The organism is Caballeronia sp. SL2Y3 (assembly GCF_022879575.1).
Taxonomy (GTDB): domain Bacteria; phylum Pseudomonadota; class Gammaproteobacteria; order Burkholderiales; family Burkholderiaceae; genus Caballeronia.
In genome coordinates this window covers 1,068,991-1,090,313 of record NZ_CP084261.1, presented here as the reverse complement: position 1 = coordinate 1,090,313, position 21,323 = coordinate 1,068,991, and the positions used below count along the sequence as shown (strand labels likewise).

18 protein-coding genes, 2 tRNA genes and 1 rRNA gene are annotated in these 21,323 nt (G+C 62.7%); 17 read left to right on the top strand and 4 right to left on the bottom strand.

The features are described from left to right. Positions 1-6: 6 nt before the first annotated feature. Positions 7-1,566 (bottom strand): MDR family MFS transporter, encoded by a 1,560-nt coding sequence (locus tag LDZ26_RS18320; protein ID WP_255774976.1) that lies wholly within the window; start codon positions 1,564-1,566, stop codon positions 7-9. A gap of 261 nt (positions 1,567-1,827) precedes the next feature. Between LDZ26_RS18320 and LDZ26_RS18315 the strand changes: the two genes are divergently transcribed. The 7 genes from LDZ26_RS18315 to LDZ26_RS18285 all read left to right on the top strand — a co-directional run bounded on the left by LDZ26_RS18315 (position 1,828) and on the right by LDZ26_RS18285 (position 8,314). After that, positions 1,828-2,193 (top strand): hypothetical protein, encoded by a 366-nt coding sequence (locus LDZ26_RS18315; RefSeq protein WP_244849562.1) that lies wholly within the window; start codon positions 1,828-1,830, stop codon positions 2,191-2,193. Positions 2,194-2,313: 120 nt separating this feature from the next. Continuing rightward, entirely contained in the window at positions 2,314-3,510 is a 1,197-nt protein-coding gene (gene dinB / locus LDZ26_RS18310) for a DNA polymerase IV (RefSeq protein WP_255774975.1), read from the top strand. Between the two features lie 109 nt (positions 3,511-3,619). Then, complete coding sequence (locus LDZ26_RS18305) at positions 3,620-4,516, top strand: TauD/TfdA family dioxygenase (protein ID WP_244849560.1); 897 nt, start codon at positions 3,620-3,622, stop codon at positions 4,514-4,516. 39 nt (positions 4,517-4,555) lie between these two features. Then, the gene (locus tag LDZ26_RS18300; protein WP_244849559.1) at positions 4,556-5,575 is read left to right on the top strand and encodes an ABC transporter substrate-binding protein; all 1,020 of its coding nucleotides are present in this window, start codon (positions 4,556-4,558) and stop codon (positions 5,573-5,575) included. 112 nt (positions 5,576-5,687) lie between these two features. Further along, positions 5,688-6,512, top strand: coding sequence for an ABC transporter ATP-binding protein (locus tag LDZ26_RS18295; protein WP_244849558.1), 825 nt, complete (start codon positions 5,688-5,690; stop codon positions 6,510-6,512). Beyond that, a complete protein-coding gene (locus tag LDZ26_RS18290) occupies positions 6,509-7,399 on the top strand; it encodes an ABC transporter permease (RefSeq protein ID WP_244849557.1) in 891 nt (296 codons plus the stop codon). Before LDZ26_RS18295 ends, LDZ26_RS18290 begins: the two co-directional genes overlap by 4 nt. 114 nt (positions 7,400-7,513) lie before the next feature. After that, positions 7,514-8,314, top strand: coding sequence for an exodeoxyribonuclease III (locus LDZ26_RS18285; RefSeq protein ID WP_244850310.1), 801 nt, complete (start codon positions 7,514-7,516; stop codon positions 8,312-8,314). Positions 8,315-8,329: 15 nt separating this feature from the next. Here LDZ26_RS18285 and LDZ26_RS18280 read toward each other — a convergent pair whose 3' ends face one another. The 3 genes from LDZ26_RS18280 to LDZ26_RS18270 form a co-directional block, all read right to left on the bottom strand. After that, a complete protein-coding gene (locus LDZ26_RS18280) occupies positions 8,330-8,932 on the bottom strand; it encodes a phasin family protein (RefSeq protein WP_244849556.1) in 603 nt (200 codons plus the stop codon). A gap of 141 nt (positions 8,933-9,073) precedes the next feature. After that, entirely contained in the window at positions 9,074-9,907 is an 834-nt protein-coding gene (locus LDZ26_RS18275; RefSeq protein WP_244849555.1) for an alpha/beta hydrolase, read from the bottom strand. Between the two features lie 25 nt (positions 9,908-9,932). Next, positions 9,933-11,312, bottom strand: a complete 1,380-nt coding sequence (locus LDZ26_RS18270; protein ID WP_244849554.1) for a nucleobase:cation symporter-2 family protein — start codon at positions 11,310-11,312, stop codon at positions 9,933-9,935. Positions 11,313-11,707: 395 nt separating this feature from the next. Between LDZ26_RS18270 and LDZ26_RS18265 the strand changes: the two genes are divergently transcribed. From LDZ26_RS18265 to LDZ26_RS18220, 10 genes are all read left to right on the top strand, one after another. Beyond that, positions 11,708-12,625 (top strand): STAS domain-containing protein, encoded by a 918-nt coding sequence (locus tag LDZ26_RS18265; RefSeq protein WP_244849553.1) that lies wholly within the window; start codon positions 11,708-11,710, stop codon positions 12,623-12,625. A 53-nt stretch (positions 12,626-12,678) separates the two neighbouring features. Continuing rightward, positions 12,679-13,038 (top strand): STAS domain-containing protein, encoded by a 360-nt coding sequence (locus LDZ26_RS18260; RefSeq protein ID WP_175940676.1) that lies wholly within the window; start codon positions 12,679-12,681, stop codon positions 13,036-13,038. Between the two features lie 22 nt (positions 13,039-13,060). Then, positions 13,061-13,501 carry an anti-sigma regulatory factor gene (locus LDZ26_RS18255; protein WP_244849551.1) on the top strand — a complete coding sequence of 147 codons (441 nt, stop codon included), beginning with the start codon at positions 13,061-13,063 and terminating at the stop codon, positions 13,499-13,501. Next, positions 13,486-14,553, top strand: coding sequence for an ATP-binding SpoIIE family protein phosphatase (locus LDZ26_RS18250; RefSeq protein WP_244849550.1), 1,068 nt, complete (start codon positions 13,486-13,488; stop codon positions 14,551-14,553). Before LDZ26_RS18255 ends, LDZ26_RS18250 begins: the two co-directional genes overlap by 16 nt. Further along, positions 14,553-16,307: an ATP-binding protein gene (locus tag LDZ26_RS18245; protein WP_244849549.1), complete on the top strand. Its 1,755-nt coding sequence runs from the start codon at positions 14,553-14,555 to the stop codon at positions 16,305-16,307. The genes LDZ26_RS18250 and LDZ26_RS18245 overlap by 1 nt, the downstream gene beginning before the upstream one ends. After that, entirely contained in the window at positions 16,304-18,217 is a 1,914-nt protein-coding gene (locus LDZ26_RS18240; protein WP_244849547.1) for a response regulator, read from the top strand. The genes LDZ26_RS18245 and LDZ26_RS18240 overlap by 4 nt, the downstream gene beginning before the upstream one ends. A 394-nt stretch (positions 18,218-18,611) precedes the next feature. Continuing rightward, positions 18,612-18,956 carry a DUF4148 domain-containing protein gene (locus LDZ26_RS18235; RefSeq protein WP_244849546.1) on the top strand — a complete coding sequence of 115 codons (345 nt, stop codon included), beginning with the start codon at positions 18,612-18,614 and terminating at the stop codon, positions 18,954-18,956. A 422-nt stretch (positions 18,957-19,378) separates the two neighbouring features. Beyond that, a 16S ribosomal RNA gene (locus tag LDZ26_RS18230) occupies positions 19,379-20,910 on the top strand. Positions 20,911-20,974: 64 nt separating this feature from the next. Beyond that, positions 20,975-21,051, top strand: a tRNA-Ile gene (locus LDZ26_RS18225). Positions 21,052-21,055: 4 nt separating this feature from the next. Next, positions 21,056-21,131: transfer RNA gene (locus LDZ26_RS18220), tRNA-Ala, on the top strand. The last annotated feature ends 192 nt before the right edge of the window (positions 21,132-21,323 follow it).

Genomic DNA, 21,323 nt, shown 5'->3' with positions numbered 1-21,323 from the left:
GCCGAATCAGGCGTCGATGCCGACGCGTTCCGGTGCATCGTTCGCGCCGACCGTTTCCACGGCCGGACGCGCCCGGCCGATGTCTACTGCGGGCATGAACAGCATGGAGATCACCGCGCCCAGCGCGATCACGAACATCGCCGTGAAGGTCATATGCAGCGCATGGTGCAACGCGAAGCGAATCTCCGCGTGGCTCGCGAAGTTGCCGGGCACCGCGGATAGCAGGCGCTTCAACTGATCCGCGCTGACCGCCGGCACGCCGCTCGCATGAGCCAGTCCATAGTTCTGCACGGCGCCGAAGACAGCCGCGCCGAGCGTGTTCCCGAGATTGCGGGCGAAGAGGTTCGATGCAGTGGCGCTCCCGCGCTCGGACAGCTTGACGATTTCCTGAATCAGGATCAGGCACGACACGCTCAGTATGCCCATGCCGAAGCCCATCACCGCCGAGCCGACGCCGGCCCATACCGGACTCGACTGCGGCGTGAGAAGCACGAACGGAATCGCGCCGAGCGGAATGAAGACGGTCCCGCCGATCAACAAACGGCGCAGCCCGATGCGGCTAAAAGTGCGTGAAGTGAAAGTGGCGCCGGTGGGCCAGCCGATCATCATCATCGTGAGCGTGAGACCCGCTTCGACCGGCGAGCGATGCATGACGCCTTGAACGTACATCGGCAGGAACGTGGTCAAGCCCATCAACGCCATGCCCGCGAGCAGCGTCGCGGCGTTGCCCGCCGCGATCGGGCGATGCGCCCATAAGCCGAACGAGATCATCGGATCGGCGGCGCGCTTTTCCTGCACGACGAAGAGCACGCTCGCGACGATGCATATCGCCACTTCCGCGCCGACGCGCGCGCTGCTTTCGGTGCTGGCATCGGTGAGCGCCATCATCAGCGAAGCGACGGCGGCTGTGAAGAGGAACGCGCCTGCAAGGTCGATCGCCGGACGTTCGTGGCGCTTCTCCTCGTGCAGGAAGAGCACGAAGAGCAACGCGGCGAGCGCGCCGATCGGCAGGTTGATCCAGAAGATCCAGCTCCACGAAAGATGCCGGATGAGCAAGCCGCCGACCATCGGCCCCAACACGGCGGACACGGCCCATACGCTTGCCAGATAGCCTTGCACCTTGCCGCGCTCCCGAGCCGGATAAAGGTCGCCGACTACCGTCAGCGCAACCGGCAGAATGGCCCCCGCGCCGACGCCCTGTATCAGGCGGAAGACGATCATGGCGGGCATCGACCACGCGAAGCCCGCGAGTATCGACCCGACGAGAAAGATGGCGATGCCGGCGAGTATCGCGGGCTTGCGGCCGTAAAGATCCGCGAGCTTGCCGAATACGACGGTAAGCGCGGTCTGCGTCAGCAAGAACGACGAGAACACCCAGCTATACAGATTGAGGCCGCCGAGTTGCGTAGCGATCTGCGGCATGGCGGTCGAAACGATGGTGGCTTCGATCGCCACCATGGCCATCGAGGCCATCACTGCGGCGATGACGAGGGGACGGACGGTCTGCTTGTGTTGGGGCATGCGGTCGGAAGCTGATGAAAGAGGACGCCGATCCGCAGCGGGCATGCGCGGTTCGACTCGTCATGGTATCCCGGTGGGCCACGCGCTGCTTGCGCGGTCTAACTTACCGCCTTTGCGGCACAACGTCGTCATGAGGCGAGGAAATTTCGGCTCGACACGCATGCGTTCGTCAGCACACGATGCCTTTCTTGCAAGCCACTGCCGCGCCGCACCATCCCGTGCTATCTTGTTTCATAGGGATTTCATACGGAACGCAGCGGATTCGCTGACGTACCTCTCGTCGAAACGTCCTTCGTGAGCGCCGCCATGAACGATGTGCCTCGTACCCTGAGTGCCCGGGACCGCGTTGAATTGCTCTGCTGGCTGACATGCGGCAGTCTGGGCGCGTTCTATCTGAACGGAGACTGGCCGGCGGCGGCTTTCCACGTGCAGGCCGCGCACAAGTGGCTCGACAGGCATGAACGGCTCGCGGACTGGCTGACGGTCGCGAAGCTCGCCGCCATTGCGCGCGAGCTGGCCGCGCGTCATTGCGCGATACTCGAGGCGGACTGGGCGCGAGATGCCGTCGAGGAGATACTCGACAGCGAAGACCTCAACTATCAGTCGGATGTGGTGAGACAGGTCTTCGACGACTGCCGCCGCGCACTCGCGGAAAAGCGCGCGGCAGAGTAGCCGCTGAAGCGTCGCTGGAGGGCCGCTGGCGAAAATCACTGTATGAATGTACAGTAAGCCATTTTCGACTTCGGCCCTAAGCGCTCTTGCTCTTGCTTTTGCGCTCGCCTTTCGCCGTCGATGGACGCCTCACTGCCTTCTTCGTTCGCTTCGCAAACGCCGCCGCGCCGTATCGCGCATCTCGACATGGATGCGTTTTTCGCATCCGTCGAACTGCTGCGCTATCCGGAATTACGCGGCGAGCCGGTGGTGGTCGGAGGCGGCCGGAATGCCGCGCCCGAGACGCTGGCGGACGGCACGCGACGCTTCAAGCGATTGCGCGACTATGCGGGCCGCGGCGTGGTGACGACGTCCACCTACGAAGCGCGCAAATTCGGCGTGTTCTCTGCAATGGGCATGATGAAAGCGGCCCAGCTCGCGCCCGACGCCATTCTTCTTCCGACGGATTTCGAGTCTTACCGGCATTACTCGCGGCTCTTCAAAGCGGCGATTGCCGGATTCACCACGCAAATCGAGAACCGCGGCATCGACGAAATCTATATCGACGTCACCGACATGCCCGGCGACTCCGCGGACATCGGTCAGCGCATGAAAGACGCGGTGCGCGAAGCGACCGGCCTCACGTGTTCCATCTGCATCGCGCCGAACAAGCTGCTCGCGAAGATCGGCTCGGAACTGGACAAGCCCGACGGTCTCACCATTCTTACGATGAACGACCTGCCCACGCGCATCTGGCCGCTGGCCGCGCGCAAGGTGAACGGCATCGGGCCCAAGGCGAATGACAAGCTCGCCGCGCTCGGCATCGTGACCGTGGGCGATATCGCGGCCGCCGACCTCGGCCTTCTGCAATCGCATTTCGGCCCGACTTATGCGGCGTGGCTCGCGCGCATCGCGCAAGGCCAAGACGAGCGGCCCGTCGTCGTCAGTTCCACGCCCAAGTCCATGAGCCGCGAGACCACGTTCGAGCGCGACCTGCATCCCAAACACGACCGCGCCACGCTCTCGGCGGAATTCACGGGCCTGTGCAAGCGCGTGGCGGACGATCTCGTGCGCAAAGGTTACGTGGGGCGCACCGTCGGTATCAAGCTGCGTTTCGACGACTTTCGCACCGTCACCCGCGACTTGACGATTCCGGTCGCCACGGCCGATGCATCCGAGATTCGTCGCGCAGCGACCGAGTGCCTCAAGCGCATCGTGCTCGACAAAAGGCTGCGCCTGCTCGGCGTGCGCGTGAGCGCGCTGGAGTCCGCTGACGAAGCCGGCGGTTCGGTCGCGCCGGTGCAGGTCGAATTGCCTTTCGATGCAATCGAAGACTGAGCTTTCGCGGTCTTAGCATCGCGCCAGATAACCAAATCGCGCATCGTTCGTTGCCGCGTGCGCGTGCCGGGCGTAGATTATTCGTCTGTCCGCCGCTTTTCATTACACCGTGACCATTCTTTCGCCGACTCACGACGCTGCCGAGGCCGTCGAGCAACATATCGTCATTCGTCCTTTCGACGGCCCGCTGGGCGCAGAGGTCATCGGGCTCGACCTGTCGCAGCCCTTGTCCACTGAGGATTTCACGCGCATTCATCGCGCTCACCTCGACCATCACGTGCTCGTGTTCCGCGAACAGCGCATCACGCCCGCGCAACAGGTCGAATTCAGCAAGCGGTTCGGGCCATTGCAGATTCACGTGCTGCACCAGTTCGGACTGGCTGGTTATCCCGAAGTGCTCGTGGTGTCGAACATCATCGAAAACGGCAAGCCCATTGGACTCGGCGACGCCGGCCACTTCTGGCACTCGGATCTCTCGTACAAAGAGAAGCCGAGCCTCGGCTCGATGCTTCATGCGCAAGAGCTCCCATCGACAGGCGGCGACACGCTGTTCGCGAACCAGCATCTCGCGTGGGAGACGTTGCCCGCGCATCTGAAGAACGCGGTCGAGGGGCGCTTCGCGGAGCACACGTATCTCGCGAAGTATGCGGAGCTGCAAAAGCGCAGTCCGTGGCGTCCGAATCTGACACCGGAGCAGATCGCGCAGGTGAAGCCTGTCGTGCAGCCCATCGTGCGCACGCATCCGGAGACGGGTCGTCAGGCGCTCTTCGTGAGCGAGCACTTCACCACGCGCATCGTCGACATGCCGGAAGACGAAAGCCGCGCATTGCTCGACGAAATCTTCGCGCACAGCGTGCGGCCCGAATTCGTCTATCGGCATGTTTGGCGCGACCACGACATGGTGTTCTGGGACAACCGCTCGGTCATGCATCTGGCGGCGGGCACGCCGGACGATCAGCGCCGCAAGCTGTATCGGACCACCATCGAAGGCGATGCGCCTTTCTAAGCCGAAACACAAATAGGTCTACAAACACGGGGTTTTTCGATGAATTCTCGAAAAGGGAAGGGCGCGTTGCGCGCATTTGTCTGCGCGTTGGCGCTTTCGCTCGGTGGCACTTGCAACGCGTTCGCAGAAGGCACACTGCGCATTGCGGAGCAATATGGCGTCGTCTATTTGCTATTGAACGTCGCGCGCGACCAGAAGTTCATCGAACAGGAAGGCAAGAAGCAGGGCATCGATATCAAGGTGGATTGGGCGAAGCTCTCCGGCGGCGCGAGCATCAACGACGCGCTGCTGTCCGGTTCCGTGGATATTGCAGCGGCGGGCGTCGGGCCGCTCCTGACCATCTGGGACCGCACCCACGGGCGCCAGAACGTGAAGGGCGTCGCTTCGCTCGGCAATCTGCCGTATTACCTCATATCGAATGATCCGCGCGTAAAGACCATCGCCGACTTCACGGACAAGGACCGTATTGCGTTGCCCGCGGTGGGCGTATCGGTGCAGTCGCGCATTCTGCAATATGCCGCCGCGAAGCAATGGGGCGACAAAGAATATGATCGCCTCGACAAGCTGACGCAAGCGGTGCCGCATCCGGATGCAGCGGCCGCGATCATCGCGGGCGGCACGGAAATAAACTCGCATTTCGGCAATCCGCCGTTCCAGCAACAGGAGTTGGCGGGAAATCCGAAGGCGCACATCGTTCTCAGTTCCTACGACGTGCTCGGCGGACCCAGTTCCGCAACGGTGCTCTATGCGACCGAGAAGTTCCGCAACGCCAATCCAAAGACCCATCGCGCGTTCGTCGATGGTTTAGCCGATGCCGCGCGCTTCGTGACGCAGCATCCGAACGAAGCAGCGGACATCTATCTGCGCGTGAATCAGGCCAAGATCGACCGCGCCTTGCTCGTCAAGATCATCACGGACCCTTCGGTGCAGTTCAAGATCGCGCCGCAGAACACCTTCGCGCTCGCGCAGTTCATGCATCGCGTGGGCGTCATCAAGAATGAACCGAAGTCGTGGCAAGACTACTTCTTTAGCGACCCCGCCACGCGCGACGGAAGTTGAGCGATTGGAGCGAGCGCCTTATCCGCGATCGTGCATTGGATATGCGCAATCATTGGTTAGGCGCTGAAACGCGCGCCGGTATCTTGATGGTTTGCGTTTCTGCACTGCGATCATGGCTGCCAATCCTCATGTGCTTTATCCGGTCGAAAGCAACAAGGCCGTTTCATCGACCACCAAGCTGTTGAGCGCGCGCAATGTCTCGCTCGAATACCGCACGCCGGAGCGTCTCGTGCGCGCGACGCATGACGTGAGCTTCGATGTCTATGGCGCCGACCGCTTCGTGCTGCTGGGACCGTCGGGGTGCGGCAAGTCCACCTTGCTCAAGGCAGTGGCGGGATTCATTCAGCCGGTGGCCGGCAGCATCGAAATCGACGGCGAGCGCGTGCGCGGACCGGGCGTGGATCGCATTGTCGTGTTTCAGGAGTTCGATCAGCTTCCGCCGTGGAAGACGGTCCTGCAAAACGTGGCCTTTCCGTTGCGCGTCGCGCGCAAGCTGGGCCGCGCGGAAGCCCGTGAACGGGCGCTTCACTATCTCGACAAGGTCGGCCTTGCGCATGTGGCCGACGCCTATCCGCATACGCTTTCCGGCGGAATGAAGCAGCGTGTCGCGATTGCGCGGGCGCTTGCCATGCAACCGCGCGTGCTTCTCATGGATGAGCCGTTCGCCGCGCTCGATGCGCTCACGCGCCGCCGCATGCAGGAAGAACTGCTGCGGCTGTGGAGCGATGAACGCTTCACGTTGCTGTTCGTGACGCACTCCATCGAGGAGGCGCTGATCGTCGGGAATCGCATTCTGCTGTTGACGCCGCATCCCGGCCGCGTGCGCGCCGAATTGAACAGTCACCAGTATTCGCAGGAGAGCGTGGGCCGAGGCGATTTTCAACAGAGTGTCGCGCGTATCCATCGTCTGTTGTTCGAAGAGGAGATCGCGCAATGAGCACGCCGCAATTGATCGAACCGCCGGTGCGGCCCGAGTTCGAACGGCATCCGTCGACATTCGCGCCCACAGCCGATGTTACGCAGCGCGACGCGACGTTGCCGCTTGCGACACGTCTTTTCGACCGCGCGTGGCTGCGCAAGTTGCTGATCGCGGTCGTGCTCATGGCGTTATGGGAAGGCATCGCGCGCTTCGTCGATAACGACTTGCTCTTGCCCACCTTCAGCGCGACCTGCGTTGCCTTCGCGCAGGGCATGATCTCCGGCGAACTGATCGCGAAGACCGCGATCTCGCTGTCCGTGCTGCTGCGCGGTTATCTGCTGGGCGCGGCGCTCGCGTTCGCTCTGACATCGCTTGCGGTATCGACACGCATCGGCCGTGACATTCTTTCGATGCTCACCGCCATGTTCAATCCCTTGCCCTCCATTGCGTTGCTGCCGCTCGCGTTGCTGTGGTTCGGGCTCGGCACGGGCAGTCTTCTTTTCGTGCTCGTGCACTCGGTGTTGTGGCCGCTCGCGCTCAATACGTATGCGGGATTCCAGGCGGTGCCGTCGACGCTGCGCATGACCGGCCGCAATTACGGGCTCACGGGCCTGCGGCACGTCGTGCTGATTCTCGTGCCCGCCGCGTTGCCTTCCATTCTCGCCGGCTTGCGAGTGGGTTGGGCGTTCGCGTGGCGCACCCTGATTGCAGCGGAGCTCGTGTTCGGCGCGAGTTCGGGCAGGGGCGGGCTCGGCTGGTACATCTTCCAGAACCGCAACGAACTCTATACGGACCGCGTGTTCGCGGGGCTGGCAGCGGTCATCGTGATCGGGCTGGCGGTCGAACACCTGGTGTTCGATACCATCGAACGCGCGACCGTGCGGCGCTGGGGCGTTCAGTCGTAGATTGCAATGGGTTGAGTTTTCTCCCAATCCTCCGAGGTCATCGGTGGCGGCACGCATCCTGCGATGCGTGTACGATCGACGGCGCTAAGCGCCATGACCGATGGAGACCGCTGGATGAAAATCGCGACCTTCAACATCAACGGCATACGCTCGCGTCTCGATGCCTTGCTCGCATGGCTCGAACGCGAAGCGCCGGATGTCGTCTGCTTGCAGGAACTCAAGGCCACCGACGCACAGTTCCCCATTTCCGCCATACAGGCTGCCGGTTATGGCGCGGTGTGGCACGGACAGGCATCGTGGAACGGCGTGGCGATACTGGCGAGGGACGCCGAGCCGGTCCTGAGCCGTCGCGGCTTGCCCGGCTACGAAGACGACACGCACAGCCGCTATATCGAAGCAGCGGTGCATGGCATCCTGATCGGCTGTCTTTATCTTCCCAATGGCAACCCGCAACCGGGCCCGAAGTTCGATTACAAGCTCGCATGGTTCGAGCGCTTCAACGCCCACGCGAAGACGCTTTTCGACAGCGGACACCCGGTGATACTGGCGGGCGACTATAACGTCGTGCCGACCGACGAAGACATCTACAACACGCGCTCATGGCTCAAGGACGCTTTGCTTCAGCCGGAAAGCCGCGCGGCATACGCGCAACTGCTCGCGCAGGGCTGGACGGATGCGCTGCGCAAGAAGCACCCGCATGAGCGCATCTACACGTTCTGGGATTATTTCCGCCAGCACTGGCAGACGAACTCGGGGCTGCGCATCGATCACATCCTGCTCAGCAAGGATCTTGCGCCCCGGCTTCAGGATGCGGGCGTCGATACGTGGGTGCGCGGCGAGCCGCACGCGAGCGACCATGCGCCCACGTGGGTCGTGTTGAAGGAGCCGCGTGGGAAGAAGAAGGCGGCCGAGTAAGACCGCCTCGGGTGCTTAGCCTTGACGACGCGACGACGAACGCGGCGGCTTGACCGGCGCGCTCTGCGCTTCTTCCGCCGGCAGGACCAGTTGCTTGGTTTCTTCGGCGGACTCGCTGGCGGCTTCGTTCGCGATTTCGCCGCTTGCGTCGAGGATCACGCCGCTCGTGTTCGCCGCTGCTTCGCTCGTCGTTTCCGCGAGATTGGTCACGACGAGGCTCGTCGATTCCGTCGTCTCCTGAGCCGCTTGTGCGCCGCTGTCGAACAGGCCTTTCAGCGTGATGCCGTTGCGCTCGTACTGGCTGCGCACTTCGCCGAGCATGTCCGCTTCGGTCGACGTGATGATCGACAGCACATGCTGTCCATACGAAGCCGCTTTTTGCGGCAATTGCGCGAGCATTACCGATTGCCAGCTCAACACTTCGCCGGGGCTCGTATCGTCGCCGGTGCGCAGCAGCGAATTGCTTTCCTCGATGACCGTGCGTACCGTCTGCACATTCAGTTCTGTCAGCGCATGCAGGCCGTTCGCGAAACGCTCGCTGGCGTTGAGGAACGCCTGAAGATTGGCGCGTGCGATCGACGGCATTTGATAAGCGATGAGACCGGGATACTGAAACATTGACCGCTCCTTTCCTTAAGCCGAATATCAATCGGTAAATAACGAATGCGGGGCGGGACAGCCGCGCCTTGTGAGTTGGTTCTGACGAAGCACATGCTACGCGGTTCCCGTATGAAGCCCGATTTTTTCAAGCACGGTCGGTCACGTTGCGTCGGAGATTTTTTGGCGGTCGCGCGCGCTCACAGAGGCCAGAAACTGCATGACGTGTGTGCGCCCGCCGTTGCGCCATGCATCGAGATGGTCGGCGTCTTCGATCATCGCCAGATGTTTGTCGCCGCGCGCTGCTTCGAAAAGACGCTGAAAGTGAACAGGCGGCACCACGAAGTCCCGCGTTCCGCCGTAGATGAGAATAGGCGCGCGTATCGAAGCGATCTTCGAGAGGTTGTCATAGCGGTCGCGTGCGAGCGCGCGCACCGGAAAGAAGCGGAAGCGCGCGGCCGCCACATCCACGATGCTGGTGAAAGGCGCTTCCAGTATCAGCGCGAGTACGCTCGCTTCGCTCGCGAGCTGCACGGCTACGCCCGATCCCAGCGAATAGCCGTGCAGCACGATCAATCGCGAACGCGCGCGAGCGTAGGCGTAAGCGGCGCGCGCATCCGCATAAAGCCCGGCCTCGTGCGGTTTGCCGGGATTGCCGCCATAGCCGCGATATTCGGCTAGCAACACGCCGTAGCCGGCTTCGATCATCTCGTGCGCAATGTGCGCGCGTTGCGTCAGGTCTTCTCCGTTGCCGTGAAAAAGCAGCACGGTCGGCGCGTGCGCGTCGGGCGGCGCGCGATAACGCGCTTTCAATTCCAGACCGTCTTGCGTTTGCAGCGTGATGACTTCGGTGCTCTGTTCGAGCGTCGCATCGACGAAAGCCTGAATGTGTTCGAGCGGATACACGAGCCGGCCTTGCAGCCAATACAGTGCGGCGAGCGCGGAGAGATACGCCAAAGCAACGGCCGCAAGCAAAACGCATAGTGCTTCGATCATGAGTCGCTGCAATGCAAGGGGTTTGTCATTCGCGCGGGCGCATGCGGGCTTCATCGCTTTGCCGCAGACTCAACGGCATGTCCGCCGCAATGTCGCGCTGCACGGTGTCCGCAGATTCTCCGCGATTGAACAGCGCGTTTAAACAGATCGCGAAGATGGCGGCAAGCGTAATGCCGCTATGCGTGAGCGGGCCGGCCCACGCGGGCATCTGCGCGAAGAACGTCGGCGCCGCGAGCGGAATGACGCCGACGCCGAGACTGATGGCAATGATGAGCAGGTTGTTCTTGTTTTCATAATCCACTTTGCTGAGGATCTTGACGCCGGTGGCCGCGACCATGCCGAACATCGCGATGCCCGCGCCGCCCAACACGACGACCGGTATTGACGCAATGAGATTGGAGAGCTTCGGCAATAGCCCGAGCAGCATCAGGATAACGCCCGATACCGCGACTACCCAGCGGCTTTTGACGCCCGTAATGCCGACGAGCCCGATGTTCTGCGAAAACGACGAATGCGGGAACGTATTGAACACGCCGCCGATCACGGTGCCGAGTCCGTCCGTGCGAAGGCCGCGCGTGGCATCGGCGCGCGTGACGGGGCGCATCGCGAGATCGCCGAGCGCGAGGAACATGCCGAGCGATTCGACCATGATGACGATCATCACGAGGCACAAGGACGCAATCGCGGCGATGTCGAAGGTCGGCAAGCCGAACGCGAACGGCCGCACCGGCGCGAACCACGCGGCACGCCCGACGCCCGAGAAGTTCACGAGGCCCATCGGCAGCGCGACGAGAAAGCCGATCGCCATGCCGAGCAGCACCGAGATGTTGGCGACGAAGCCCTTCAGATACTTGTTGATGAGCAGAATGGCGAGCAGCACGATGCTTGCGATCATCAGGTTCTTCGGTTCGCCGAAATGCGGCGCGCCATGCCCGCCGCCCGCCCAGTTGATCGCGACGGGAAAGAGCGTCATACCGATGGTCAGGATGATCGTGCCGGTCACGATAGGCGGGAAGAAGCGCATCAGCCGCCCGAAGAACGGCGCGATGACGATGGCGAACACGCCCGCGGCGATGGTTGCGCCGAAGATGGCGGGCAGTCCCGCGCCCGACGAAGCCATGGCGACCATCGGCCCGACCGGCGCAAAGCTGACGCCCATGATGACGGGCAGCCGGATGCCGAACTTCCAGATGCCGATGCACTGGATCAGCGTGACGATGCCGCATGCAAAGAGGTCCGAACTGATGAGGAAGGCCACCTGATCCTTCGGCAGCTTGAGCGCCGCGCCGATGATCAGCGGCACCGCGATGGCCCCTGCATACATGACGAGCACGTGCTGTATGCCGACGGCGAGCATTTGTCCGAGGGGCAGCACTTCGTCGACGGGATGAGGGGTCTTGGCCATGTGCGCTCCGGCGGCAGGTGAATCGCGTTGTGCTACCGAGTATTGCACCCGCTGGCGCGCAAAAAAATAATGCCGCCGCTATACGCCGCATCGCACATTCGATGAAAAGCGGCAAGGACTTATGACCGCCTTTTGTCCATACCCTAACGAACGCGCGGCACATTTTGCCGCCTTACCGATACTGCGCGATCAATCTTCGCAGGAATCGCGTTAACTCTTGCAAATCAAGGCGGAGCGCACTGTCGAATTTCGAGATGGCGTGCTACATTCCGAGCGCCTTTGCGTTGCGCGGGGGCGGGCGCGACATACGCGGCCCGATGCTTTCAACGCAAATAACGGCGACATCCGGGGCTTTGGCGCCCATAAAAAATCATCATTCGCACAGGGATCTCGGCATGGAAATGGTCGGCGGAACGCGACTCGCCCAACTCTTTACTTCGAATCAGGCGGAATTGCTCGCTGAATGGATCACGCAGCAGCACGCCATTGCGTCGCGGCGCGGACTCGTCGGGGAAGCCGAGTTGCGCAACCAGTTCGGACAGTTCATCTCGTTGCTGCTGACTGCGCTCGATGCCTCCGATCGCGTCGATTTCAAGGCGTCGCACTGGCAGGAAGTGCGCGCGTTTCTCGCGGACATGTCGGGGCAGCGCGCCCGTCAGGGCTTTTCGCCGGTCGAAACTGCGATGTTCGTGTTCTCGCTGAAGCAACCGCTCGTCGCGCGTCTGCGTCAACAGCTCGCCAACGAGCCGGTCGTGCTCGCCGATCTCACGTGGACCGTCAGCTCGCTTTTCGACGAACTCGGCCTCTATACCACCGAAGTGTTTCAGGCGAGCCGCGAGCAAGTGATCGTGCGCCAGCAGCAGGAACTGCTCGAATTGTCGACGCCGGTCGTGCAGCTGTGGGACGGCATTCTCGCGCTGCCGCTCATCGGCACGCTGGACTCGGCGCGCACGCAAGTCGTGATGGAGAACCTGCTGCAGAAGATCGTCGAAACCGGCGCGGCCATTGCGATCATCGACATCACGGGCGTGCCGACCGTCGATACGCTCGTCGCGCAGCATCTGCTCAAGACGGTCGCGGCGGCGCGGCTCATGGGCGCCGACTGCATCATCAGCGGCATTCGTCCGCAGATCGCGCAGACCATCGTGCATCTGGGCGTGAACCTGTCGAACGTGACGACGAAGGCGTCGCTCGCGGCGGCGTTCATCGTCGCGCTGCAGCGCACCGGCAAGTCCGTGACGGCGGCGGGCGCGCAAGACAACGCCGCGCGCAACGGCGCGGGCGGCTTGCACGATTCGTCGCTGCCGGAATGACGGCGCGCGAGATCGACAACCGCATGCAACGCGACTGAACAGGGCCCCAAGCGATGGATCGCATTCCAATTCTCACGATGGGCAAGCTGCTGCTCGTCACCATTCAAGTGGACATGCACGACCGCCTCGCGCTCGCGCTGCAGGACGATCTGACGAGCCGCATCGTCAAAGACGGCGCGAAGGGCGTGCTGATCGACATCTCGTCGCTCGACGTGGTGGATTCGTTCATCGGCAGGATGATCGGCAACACGGCGGCCATGGCGCGCGTGCTGGATGCGGAGACGGTCGTCGTCGGCATGCAGCCGTCGGTCGCGATCACGCTCGTGGAACTCGGGCTCACGCTCTCGGGCGTGCGCACGGCGCTCAATGTGGAAAAGGGCATGGCGCTGCTTACCGGGGGCGGCGCGGTCTGACGGCCGCCCAGCGAACCATTCCATGATCACCTTCGATTCCTCGGCAGCGCGCGCTGCCTCTTCTCCGGCCGAGACGCTGCCGATCCGCTCGGACGAGCAGATCGTGCGGCTGCGTCAGTTCGTGCGCGAGAAGGCGGTGGCGCAGGGCTTGTCCCTCATCGACCAGACCAAGTTCGTGACGGCGGCGAGCGAACTGGCACGCAACACGCTCATCTACGGTGGCGGCGGCGACGTGCACTGCACGCTTGTCGAGCGCAATGGCCGCCGTGGCCTCAAACTCGAATTCGTCGATAACGGGCCCGGCATTCCCGACATCGCCCGCGCGCTCTCGGACGGCTACACGTCCGGCAGCGGGCTGGGACTAGGTCTCGGCGGCGCGAAGCGCCTGTGCGACGAGTTCGATATCCGCTCTGCGCCGGGTGAAGGTACGCACGTCTCGATCACGAAATGGAAACCGTTCTGAAGGAATCGATGGCCGCGCAACAGCGCCACGAGATCGCGGAGGCAAGCCAGATCGCCTTCGCGCGACGCTCGATCGGCGAACTGGCGCGCGGACTCGGTTTCAACGAGACAGTCGCGGGCGAGCTCGCGATTGTCGTCACCGAATGCGGCACCAATCTTCTCAAGCATGCAGGCAGCGGCGAGCTGCTCGTGCGTCCGCTCTTGGACGCAGGCGACCGTTACGGCATCGAGGTTCTGTCCGTCGATAGCGGCCCCGGCATCCACGATCTTTACCGCTGCTTCGAAGATGGCTACACGACGGCCGGCAGCCCCGGCAACGGCATGGGCGCGATCCGGCGTCTGTCCGGCGAGCTCGACATCTGGAGCAGGCCGCAACAGGGTACGGTGATGCGCGTCGTCTGCTGGAACCGTGCGCCCGCGCCTCTGCCGAAGCTGACCGATGCGCGCGTGACCTACGGCGTCGTGAACCTGCCGCTTCAGACCGAGACGGTGTGCGGCGATGCGTGGTCCTGTAGCACGGGCGAAAACGGCTTCACCGTGCTGGTGGCCGACGGCCTCGGCCACGGTCCGCTCGCGAACGTCGCGGCGGTCGAGGCGGCGCGCGTGCTGGGCTGCCACGGCGATGCGCCGCTGGAACGCATCATGGAGCTCGCCAACGATGCCTTGCGTTCGACGCGCGGAGCGGCGGTCGGCATCGCGCGCATGCCGGTGCTGGCGAGCGCCGCGTCGGCGGGCAGCGCGAAGGTCGCGTTCACCGGCATCGGCAACATCGCGGCGAGCGTGTGGACGGAGGATTCGCACCGGCATCTGGTGTCGCACAGCGGCATCGTCGGGCACGGGGCGCGACGCGTTCAGCAATTCGACGTGCCGTATCCGCCGAACGCGCTCGTCGTGCTGCATTCGGATGGAATCGGTTCGCGCTGGGATCTCGCGCGCTATCCGGGCCTGAGCGCGCGGCATCCGGCGCTCGTCGCGGCGGTGCTGTACCGCGATTTCGCGCGTGGCCGCGACGACGTCACCGTGTTCGTCGCCCGCGCGGCCGGGAGCGCGTGATGACGCTCCCGCTCTACTCGATGCAGATCGACGGCGAGCACGACATTGTCGCGGCTCGCCGCAAGGCGCGCGACGCGAGCGCGGCGCTCGGCTTTTCGGCGCAGGACCAGACGCGCATTTCGACCTCGGTGCTCGAAGCGGCGCGCACGGTGCTGACCGCGGGCGCCCGGGCGCGGGCGGATTTTGCGGTCGACGACGCGACGTATCCGCCGCGCTTCGTCGTGCGCTTTCTGGCGTGCGCGGGCGCGGGCGAGCGGCTTCGCGCGATGAAGAACGACGATTCGCAAGCCGCGCTCGGCCTGCTCGCCGCGCAGCGACTGATGGACCAGTGCGCGATCGCCGACGAAGCCGGCGGCGGCACGGCCATTTCGCTCGCGAAGACGCTGCCCGACAACGCGCCGGTCGATGCCAGCGCGGTGCAGGCCATATCCGCCACGCTGTCGCGCCAGGACAGCGATGATTCGACCGCGGAACTCGCGCGTCAAAACCGCGAGTTGATCGGCGCGCTCGCCGACTTGCGCGAGCGCCAGGAAGAACTCACACGCCTCACGCGCGAACTCGAAGACACGAATCGCGGCGTCGTCGCGCTGTACGCCGAACTCGACGCGCGCGCGGATCATCTGCGCCGCGCGGATGAGTCGAAATCGCGGTTCCTGTCGAACATGAGCCACGAATTCCGCACGCCGCTTTCGTCGATTCGCGCGCTGTCCAAGCTGCTGCTCGAACGTATCGACGGCGATCTGACGGAAGAGCAGGAAAAGCAGGTGCGCTTCATTCGCAAAGCGGCTGAAGATCTCTCCGAAACGGTCGACGATCTGCTCGACCTCGCGAAGATCGAAGCCGGGAAGATCGAAGTGCGCGCCGCGGAATTCGAAGTCGATACGCTCTTTTCCGCGCTGCGCGGCATGCTGCGCCCGCTTACGCCGGGCGGCGCGGTGGAACTCGTCTTCGAATCGTGCGAAGGGCTTCCGCCCATTCGCACCGACGAAGCGAAGGTCGCGCAGGTGCTGCGCAACTTCGTGTCGAATGCGCTGAAGTTCACCGAGCGCGGCGAAGTGCGCGTGTCGGCGAGTTATGACGAAGTGCGGCGCCTCATCACGTTCGCGGTAAAGGACACGGGCATCGGCATCGCGCCCGAGCATCAGCACGTCGTCTTCGAAGAATTCGGACAGGTCGAGAACCGGCTTCAGCAATACGTGAAGGGCACGGGACTCGGCCTGCCGCTGTGCAGAAAGCTCTGCAAGCTGCTCGGCGGCGACGTCTCGCTCGAGAGCGAACTCGGGCGCGGCTCCACCTTCATTGCGACGATACCGGCCGAGTACGGCGCACCGGACAGCGGTCATGCCGCGCACGGCGACGCGCGTGCTACGGTGCTTGTCGTCGCGAGCAACCCGATCGAGCGGCTCGATTGCGAAGCCGCGCTCAAGGCTTCGCCGTATCGCACGGTGAGCGCCGCGACGCTCGACGAAGCGAGCCGCGCGCTCGCGCGCACGCCGCCGGCCGCGCTGCTGCTCGCGGTGCGGCCTGCGGCGTCCGAAGCATGGATCTGGCTCGCCGCGTTGCGCGCGCAGGCAGCGACACGCAATGTACCGGTCGTCGTGCTCGGTGAGTCCGAGGACCGCAACGAGGCCGAGGCGCTCGGCGCGGCCGCGTTCATCCAGAAGCCGATCTCCGGCGGCGAACTGGCCGGCGTGCTGGACATGGTGTCGAAGGCGATGGACGGCTTGCGTCGCGGGGAAGGACTGGCGACATGAAAAGCGACTGGACAGAAGTGCTGATTCTCAACGTCGACGACAACGACGGCGCGCGCTACGCGAAGACGCGCATTCTTTCGCGTGCGGGATTCAACGTGATCGAAGCGGGAACCGGCACCGCCGCGCTGGAGCGCGTGCGCGCCGAATCGCCGGATCTCGTGCTGCTCGACGTGAAGCTGCCCGATATCAACGGCCTCGAGGTGTGCCGGCAGATCAAGGCGTCGGCGGAGACGGCGGGAACGCTCGTGCTGCAAACGTCGGCGGCGGCGGTGCATAGCATGGATCGCATTCGCGGGCTGGAAGGCGGCGCGGATAGCTATCTGACGGAACCGGTCGAGCCCGCCGAACTGATTGCGCACGTGCGCGCGCTGCTGCGCGTGCGGCTCGCGGAAAACGCGTTGCGCGAGAGCGAGGAGCGGTTTCGCCAGCTGGCGGAGAACATCGACGACGTCTTCTGGATGCTCGATCCCGCCGCGAATCGCCTGCTTTACGTGAGCCCCGCTTACGCCCGGCTGTGGGATTGCGGCGATGGCGCGCCGACGCCCGAGCCCGGTCCGGATCACTGGTCGGGCGAGATTCATCCGCTGGATCGTGAGCATGTGGCGGCGGCGTACCGGCAATTGCTCGCGAGCGGCGCGCCGTATCAGGTCGAATATCGTATTCCGCGCGCGCACGGCGAACCGCGCTGGGTGGCCGAGCGGGCCTCGCTCGTGAAAGGGGCGCACGGGCGGCCGGCGCGTATCGCGGGCATCGTCAACGACATCTCGGAGCGCAAGGCCGCGGAGATGCTGTTACGCGACGCCGACCGCCGCAAGGACGAGTTTCTCGCGATGCTCGCGCACGAGTTGCGCAATCCGCTCGCGCCGATTCGCAATGCCGTGGACCTGCTCGACCCCGAACGCGCGCCCTCGCCGCAGAACTTCTCGACGGTGCGCGCGATCATCGACCGGCAGGTGCGGCATCTGAGCCGTCTCGTGGACGATCTGCTCGACGTGGCGCGCATCACGCAGGGCAAGATCACGCTGCGGCGCGAAGTGGTGGATATCGCGGCGGCGGTGGAAGCGGCCGTCGAAACGGCGCAGCCCGCGCTCGACAGGAAGCGTCACCGGCTCACGATGAAGCTCTCGGATGCGCCGCTCTTCATTATCGGCGACAGCGTGCGGATCGCGCAGGTGTTCGGCAATCTGCTGTCGAACGCGTCGAAGTACAGCGTCGAAGAAGGCGAGGTCGCCATCGAGACCGAGCAGGTCGGCGACGAAGTGCGCATCACCGTGCGCGACAAGGGCATCGGCATTGCGGCGGACATGCTGCCGCATATCTTCGATTTGTTCGTGCAGTCGGAGACATCGCTCGAACGCTCGGAAGGCGGCCTCGGCATCGGCTTGCCGCTGGCGAAGACGCTCGTCGAATTGCAGGGCGGGCGTATCGACGCGCATTCGGCCGGGCCGCATCAGGGCAGCGAGTTCGTCGTGTGGCTGCCGCTCGCGAAGGGGGCGGAAGTCACGCCGCGTCCCGTCGAACGTGCGCCGGCGAGTGTGAGCGGCGGCATGCGCGTGCTGCTCGTCGATGACAGCGTGGATGCGGCAACGGCGATGTCCTTGTTGCTGGAGGACGATGGCTTCGATGTGCGCACCGCGCACGATGCGACCACGGCGCTCGCCATCAGCGATGGCTTCGCGCCGCAGATCATATTGCTCGATATCGGACTGCCGGGAATGGACGGTTACACGCTTGCGGCGGAGATGCGTTCACGTCCCGCGACGAAGGATGCGCTGATGCTCGCGGTAACGGGCTATGGGCAGGCGAATGATCGGCAGCGATCGAGGGAAGCGGGCTTCGATCATCATCTGGTGAAGCCGGTGGCGTTCGCGGAGATTTTGAAAGCCGTGCGGGATCGGTTTGGCGGGTGACGGGCTTGTTGGCCTGTCGGCTTGTGATGCGGCAGGAACGGTGATGCGCGTTGTGGCAACGGTTGTGGGATTGAGCGGCGCGCGTCCTTTCGTCTTTTGCCTCGTAAGGGGGCACGCCTAAGCTTGAGATCGTAAGTACTTCTACGTTATTGGGCGCCAGTGATGCATCCACGCTATTGTGCGGCGCGTTTCTCTTCGCAAGCGGAAGACCTGTTGGGCGATAGCCAACACGTGTGACGAATACGTATCGCATGCGAGTCCTTCTCGGCATGGAATAGATCGCGATGTGCCGCGGTTAACCATTCGAAGCCTCAATGCTTGGAACCCGGGCCGAGCGAGGTTAGCGGATCGCATGCGATCCACGTCAACCCTACTCGTCGGAGTTGCACTCACCATGAATACCATCGCCAAGGTTGTCTTGTCGGTCGCCGCTGTCATTGCGCCGACGTTTGCATTCGCGCACGATCAGACTGGCCCGGTGACTCGTGCGCAGGTCAAGGCTGAACTCGTGCAGTTAGAGCGGGCGGGATTTTCGCCAGCCACGGGAGAGAACGCGTCATACCCCGCGGACATTCAGGCGGCGGAGGCCAAGGTCGCGGCGCGGAACGCGCAGGAGGCTTACGGCGGCATGCCCGTGGGCGCAACTGCGTCGGGGTCGATGCGGCGCGGTGGCTCGTCGGCTGCGGCGGCGGATTGCGTCGGTCCTGCGGGCTTCTGCGTTCCGTTCTTCGGCAACTGAGCGTTCGAACTTATCGATGCTCTGCGCGCCAGCGGATATCTTGCTGTGAATGCACGCACTGGCGCGCTTTTTACTGCCTTTTTTAGTGCCTACTCGTCGCCCGAAAATAATTTGGAAAAAGGGGTTGACCTATGTGTCTTGCGCCAGTCATAATTCGCCTCCCGTTAGATGACGGCGCGCAAGAAAGCAAGCAAATAAGCAAAGCGATTCTTGTGCAATTGCTCTTTAAAAACTAACAGCCGATAAGTGTGGGCGCTTGATGGTGAGTGCGGCCGGTTCTTCGGAGCCGGGCAAGCAAAAGTATCAAGAGTCTCACACGAAGTATTAGAGGAAGGTTTATCTGTCGAGAGACGGATTAATCATCGTCAGTACGTTGAGTGAGCGACCGGTTGGTAAGACAACCGAAAACAGTAACAGGGTTTGAACTGAAGAGTTTGATCCTGGCTCAGATTGAACGCTGGCGGCATGCCTTACACATGCAAGTCGGACGGCAGCGCGGGCTTCGGCCTGGCGGCGAGTGGCGAACGGGTGAGTAATACATCGGAACGTGTCCTGTAGTGGGGGATAGCCCGGCGAAAGCCGGATTAATACCGCATACGATCTACGGAGGAAAGCGGGGGATCTTCGGACCTCGCGCTGTAGGGGCGGCCGATGGCAGATTAGCTAGTTGGTGGGGTAAAGGCCTACCAAGGCGACGATCTGTAGCTGGTCTGAGAGGACGACCAGCCACACTGGGACTGAGACACGGCCCAGACTCCTACGGGAGGCAGCAGTGGGGAATTTTGGACAATGGGGGCAACCCTGATCCAGCAATGCCGCGTGTGTGAAGAAGGCCTTCGGGTTGTAAAGCACTTTTGTCCGGAAAGAAAACTTCGTCCCTAATATGGATGGAGGATGACGGTACCGGAAGAATAAGCACCGGCTAACTACGTGCCAGCAGCCGCGGTAATACGTAGGGTGCGAGCGTTAATCGGAATTACTGGGCGTAAAGCGTGCGCAGGCGGTCTGTTAAGACCGATGTGAAATCCCCGGGCTTAACCTGGGAACTGCATTGGTGACTGGCAGGCTTTGAGTGTGGCAGAGGGAGGTAGAATTCCACGTGTAGCAGTGAAATGCGTAGAGATGTGGAGGAATACCGATGGCGAAGGCAGCCTCCTGGGCCAACACTGACGCTCATGCACGAAAGCGTGGGGAGCAAACAGGATTAGATACCCTGGTAGTCCACGCCCTAAACGATGTCAACTAGTTGTTGGGGATTCATTTCCTTAGTAACGTAGCTAACGCGTGAAGTTGACCGCCTGGGGAGTACGGTCGCAAGATTAAAACTCAAAGGAATTGACGGGGACCCGCACAAGCGGTGGATGATGTGGATTAATTCGATGCAACGCGAAAAACCTTACCTACCCTTGACATGGTCGGAATCCTGCTGAGAGGCGGGAGTGCTCGAAAGAGAACCGGCGCACAGGTGCTGCATGGCTGTCGTCAGCTCGTGTCGTGAGATGTTGGGTTAAGTCCCGCAACGAGCGCAACCCTTGTCCTTAGTTGCTACGCAAGAGCACTCTAAGGAGACTGCCGGTGACAAACCGGAGGAAGGTGGGGATGACGTCAAGTCCTCATGGCCCTTATGGGTAGGGCTTCACACGTCATACAATGGTCGGAACAGAGGGTTGCCAAGCCGCGAGGTGGAGCCAATCCCAGAAAACCGATCGTAGTCCGGATCGCAGTCTGCAACTCGACTGCGTGAAGCTGGAATCGCTAGTAATCGCGGATCAGCATGCCGCGGTGAATACGTTCCCGGGTCTTGTACACACCGCCCGTCACACCATGGGAGTGGGTTTTACCAGAAGTGGCTAGTCTAACCGCAAGGAGGACGGTCACCACGGTAGGATTCATGACTGGGGTGAAGTCGTAACAAGGTAGCCGTATCGGAAGGTGCGGCTGGATCACCTCCTTTCTCGAGCTTCGCACGAAACTAGCAAGCGCTCACGCTTATCGGCTGTGGTTTAGAAACAGGCTAAGGGTCTGTAGCTCAGTCGGTTAGAGCACCGTCTTGATAAGGCGGGGGTCGTTGGTTCGAATCCAACCAGACCCACCATACCGGGGGATTAGCTCAGCTGGGAGAGCACCTGCTTTGCAAGCAGGGGGTCGTCGGTTCGATCCCGTCATCCTCCACCAATCTTCAATGCCAAGTGTTTGACACGAGCACTTGGCATTGGCGATTGCTAGCCAGTTGATGCTGTGGGTATTGCAAGACACCTATCGGCTAAACGTTCTTTAACAATCAGGAAGAAGTAGTAAAGAGATTATCTGAAAGCACTTAGAGATGGGTGTGAGTAGGGTAGTCAGGGTAGTGATTGTATCGAGTAT

Excerpts from the sequence above, each read along its gene's own strand:
- LDZ26_RS18300 (WP_244849559.1), top strand. The coding sequence starts at position 4,556 with ATGAATTCTCGAAAAGGGAAGGGCGCGTTGCGCGCATTTGTCTGCGCG.
- LDZ26_RS18265 (WP_244849553.1), top strand. The coding sequence starts at position 11,708 with ATGGAAATGGTCGGCGGAACGCGACTCGCCCAACTCTTTACTTCGAAT.
- LDZ26_RS18320 (WP_255774976.1), bottom strand. The coding sequence starts at position 1,566 with ATGCCCGCTGCGGATCGGCGTCCTCTTTCATCAGCTTCCGACCGCATG.
- LDZ26_RS18240 (WP_244849547.1), top strand. The coding sequence starts at position 16,304 with ATGAAAAGCGACTGGACAGAAGTGCTGATTCTCAACGTCGACGACAAC.
- LDZ26_RS18250 (WP_244849550.1), top strand. The coding sequence starts at position 13,486 with ATGGAAACCGTTCTGAAGGAATCGATGGCCGCGCAACAGCGCCACGAG.
- LDZ26_RS18280 (WP_244849556.1), bottom strand. The coding sequence starts at position 8,932 with ATGTTTCAGTATCCCGGTCTCATCGCTTATCAAATGCCGTCGATCGCA.
- LDZ26_RS18245 (WP_244849549.1), top strand. The coding sequence starts at position 14,553 with ATGACGCTCCCGCTCTACTCGATGCAGATCGACGGCGAGCACGACATT.
- LDZ26_RS18255 (WP_244849551.1), top strand. The coding sequence starts at position 13,061 with ATGATCACCTTCGATTCCTCGGCAGCGCGCGCTGCCTCTTCTCCGGCC.
- LDZ26_RS18235 (WP_244849546.1), top strand. The coding sequence starts at position 18,612 with ATGAATACCATCGCCAAGGTTGTCTTGTCGGTCGCCGCTGTCATTGCG.
- LDZ26_RS18295 (WP_244849558.1), top strand. The coding sequence starts at position 5,688 with ATGGCTGCCAATCCTCATGTGCTTTATCCGGTCGAAAGCAACAAGGCC.
- dinB (WP_255774975.1), top strand. The coding sequence starts at position 2,314 with ATGGACGCCTCACTGCCTTCTTCGTTCGCTTCGCAAACGCCGCCGCGC.
- LDZ26_RS18315 (WP_244849562.1), top strand. The coding sequence starts at position 1,828 with ATGAACGATGTGCCTCGTACCCTGAGTGCCCGGGACCGCGTTGAATTG.
- LDZ26_RS18270 (WP_244849554.1), bottom strand. The coding sequence starts at position 11,312 with ATGGCCAAGACCCCTCATCCCGTCGACGAAGTGCTGCCCCTCGGACAA.
- LDZ26_RS18290 (WP_244849557.1), top strand. The coding sequence starts at position 6,509 with ATGAGCACGCCGCAATTGATCGAACCGCCGGTGCGGCCCGAGTTCGAA.
- LDZ26_RS18260 (WP_175940676.1), top strand. The coding sequence starts at position 12,679 with ATGGATCGCATTCCAATTCTCACGATGGGCAAGCTGCTGCTCGTCACC.
- LDZ26_RS18275 (WP_244849555.1), bottom strand. The coding sequence starts at position 9,907 with ATGATCGAAGCACTATGCGTTTTGCTTGCGGCCGTTGCTTTGGCGTAT.
- LDZ26_RS18285 (WP_244850310.1), top strand. The coding sequence starts at position 7,514 with ATGAAAATCGCGACCTTCAACATCAACGGCATACGCTCGCGTCTCGAT.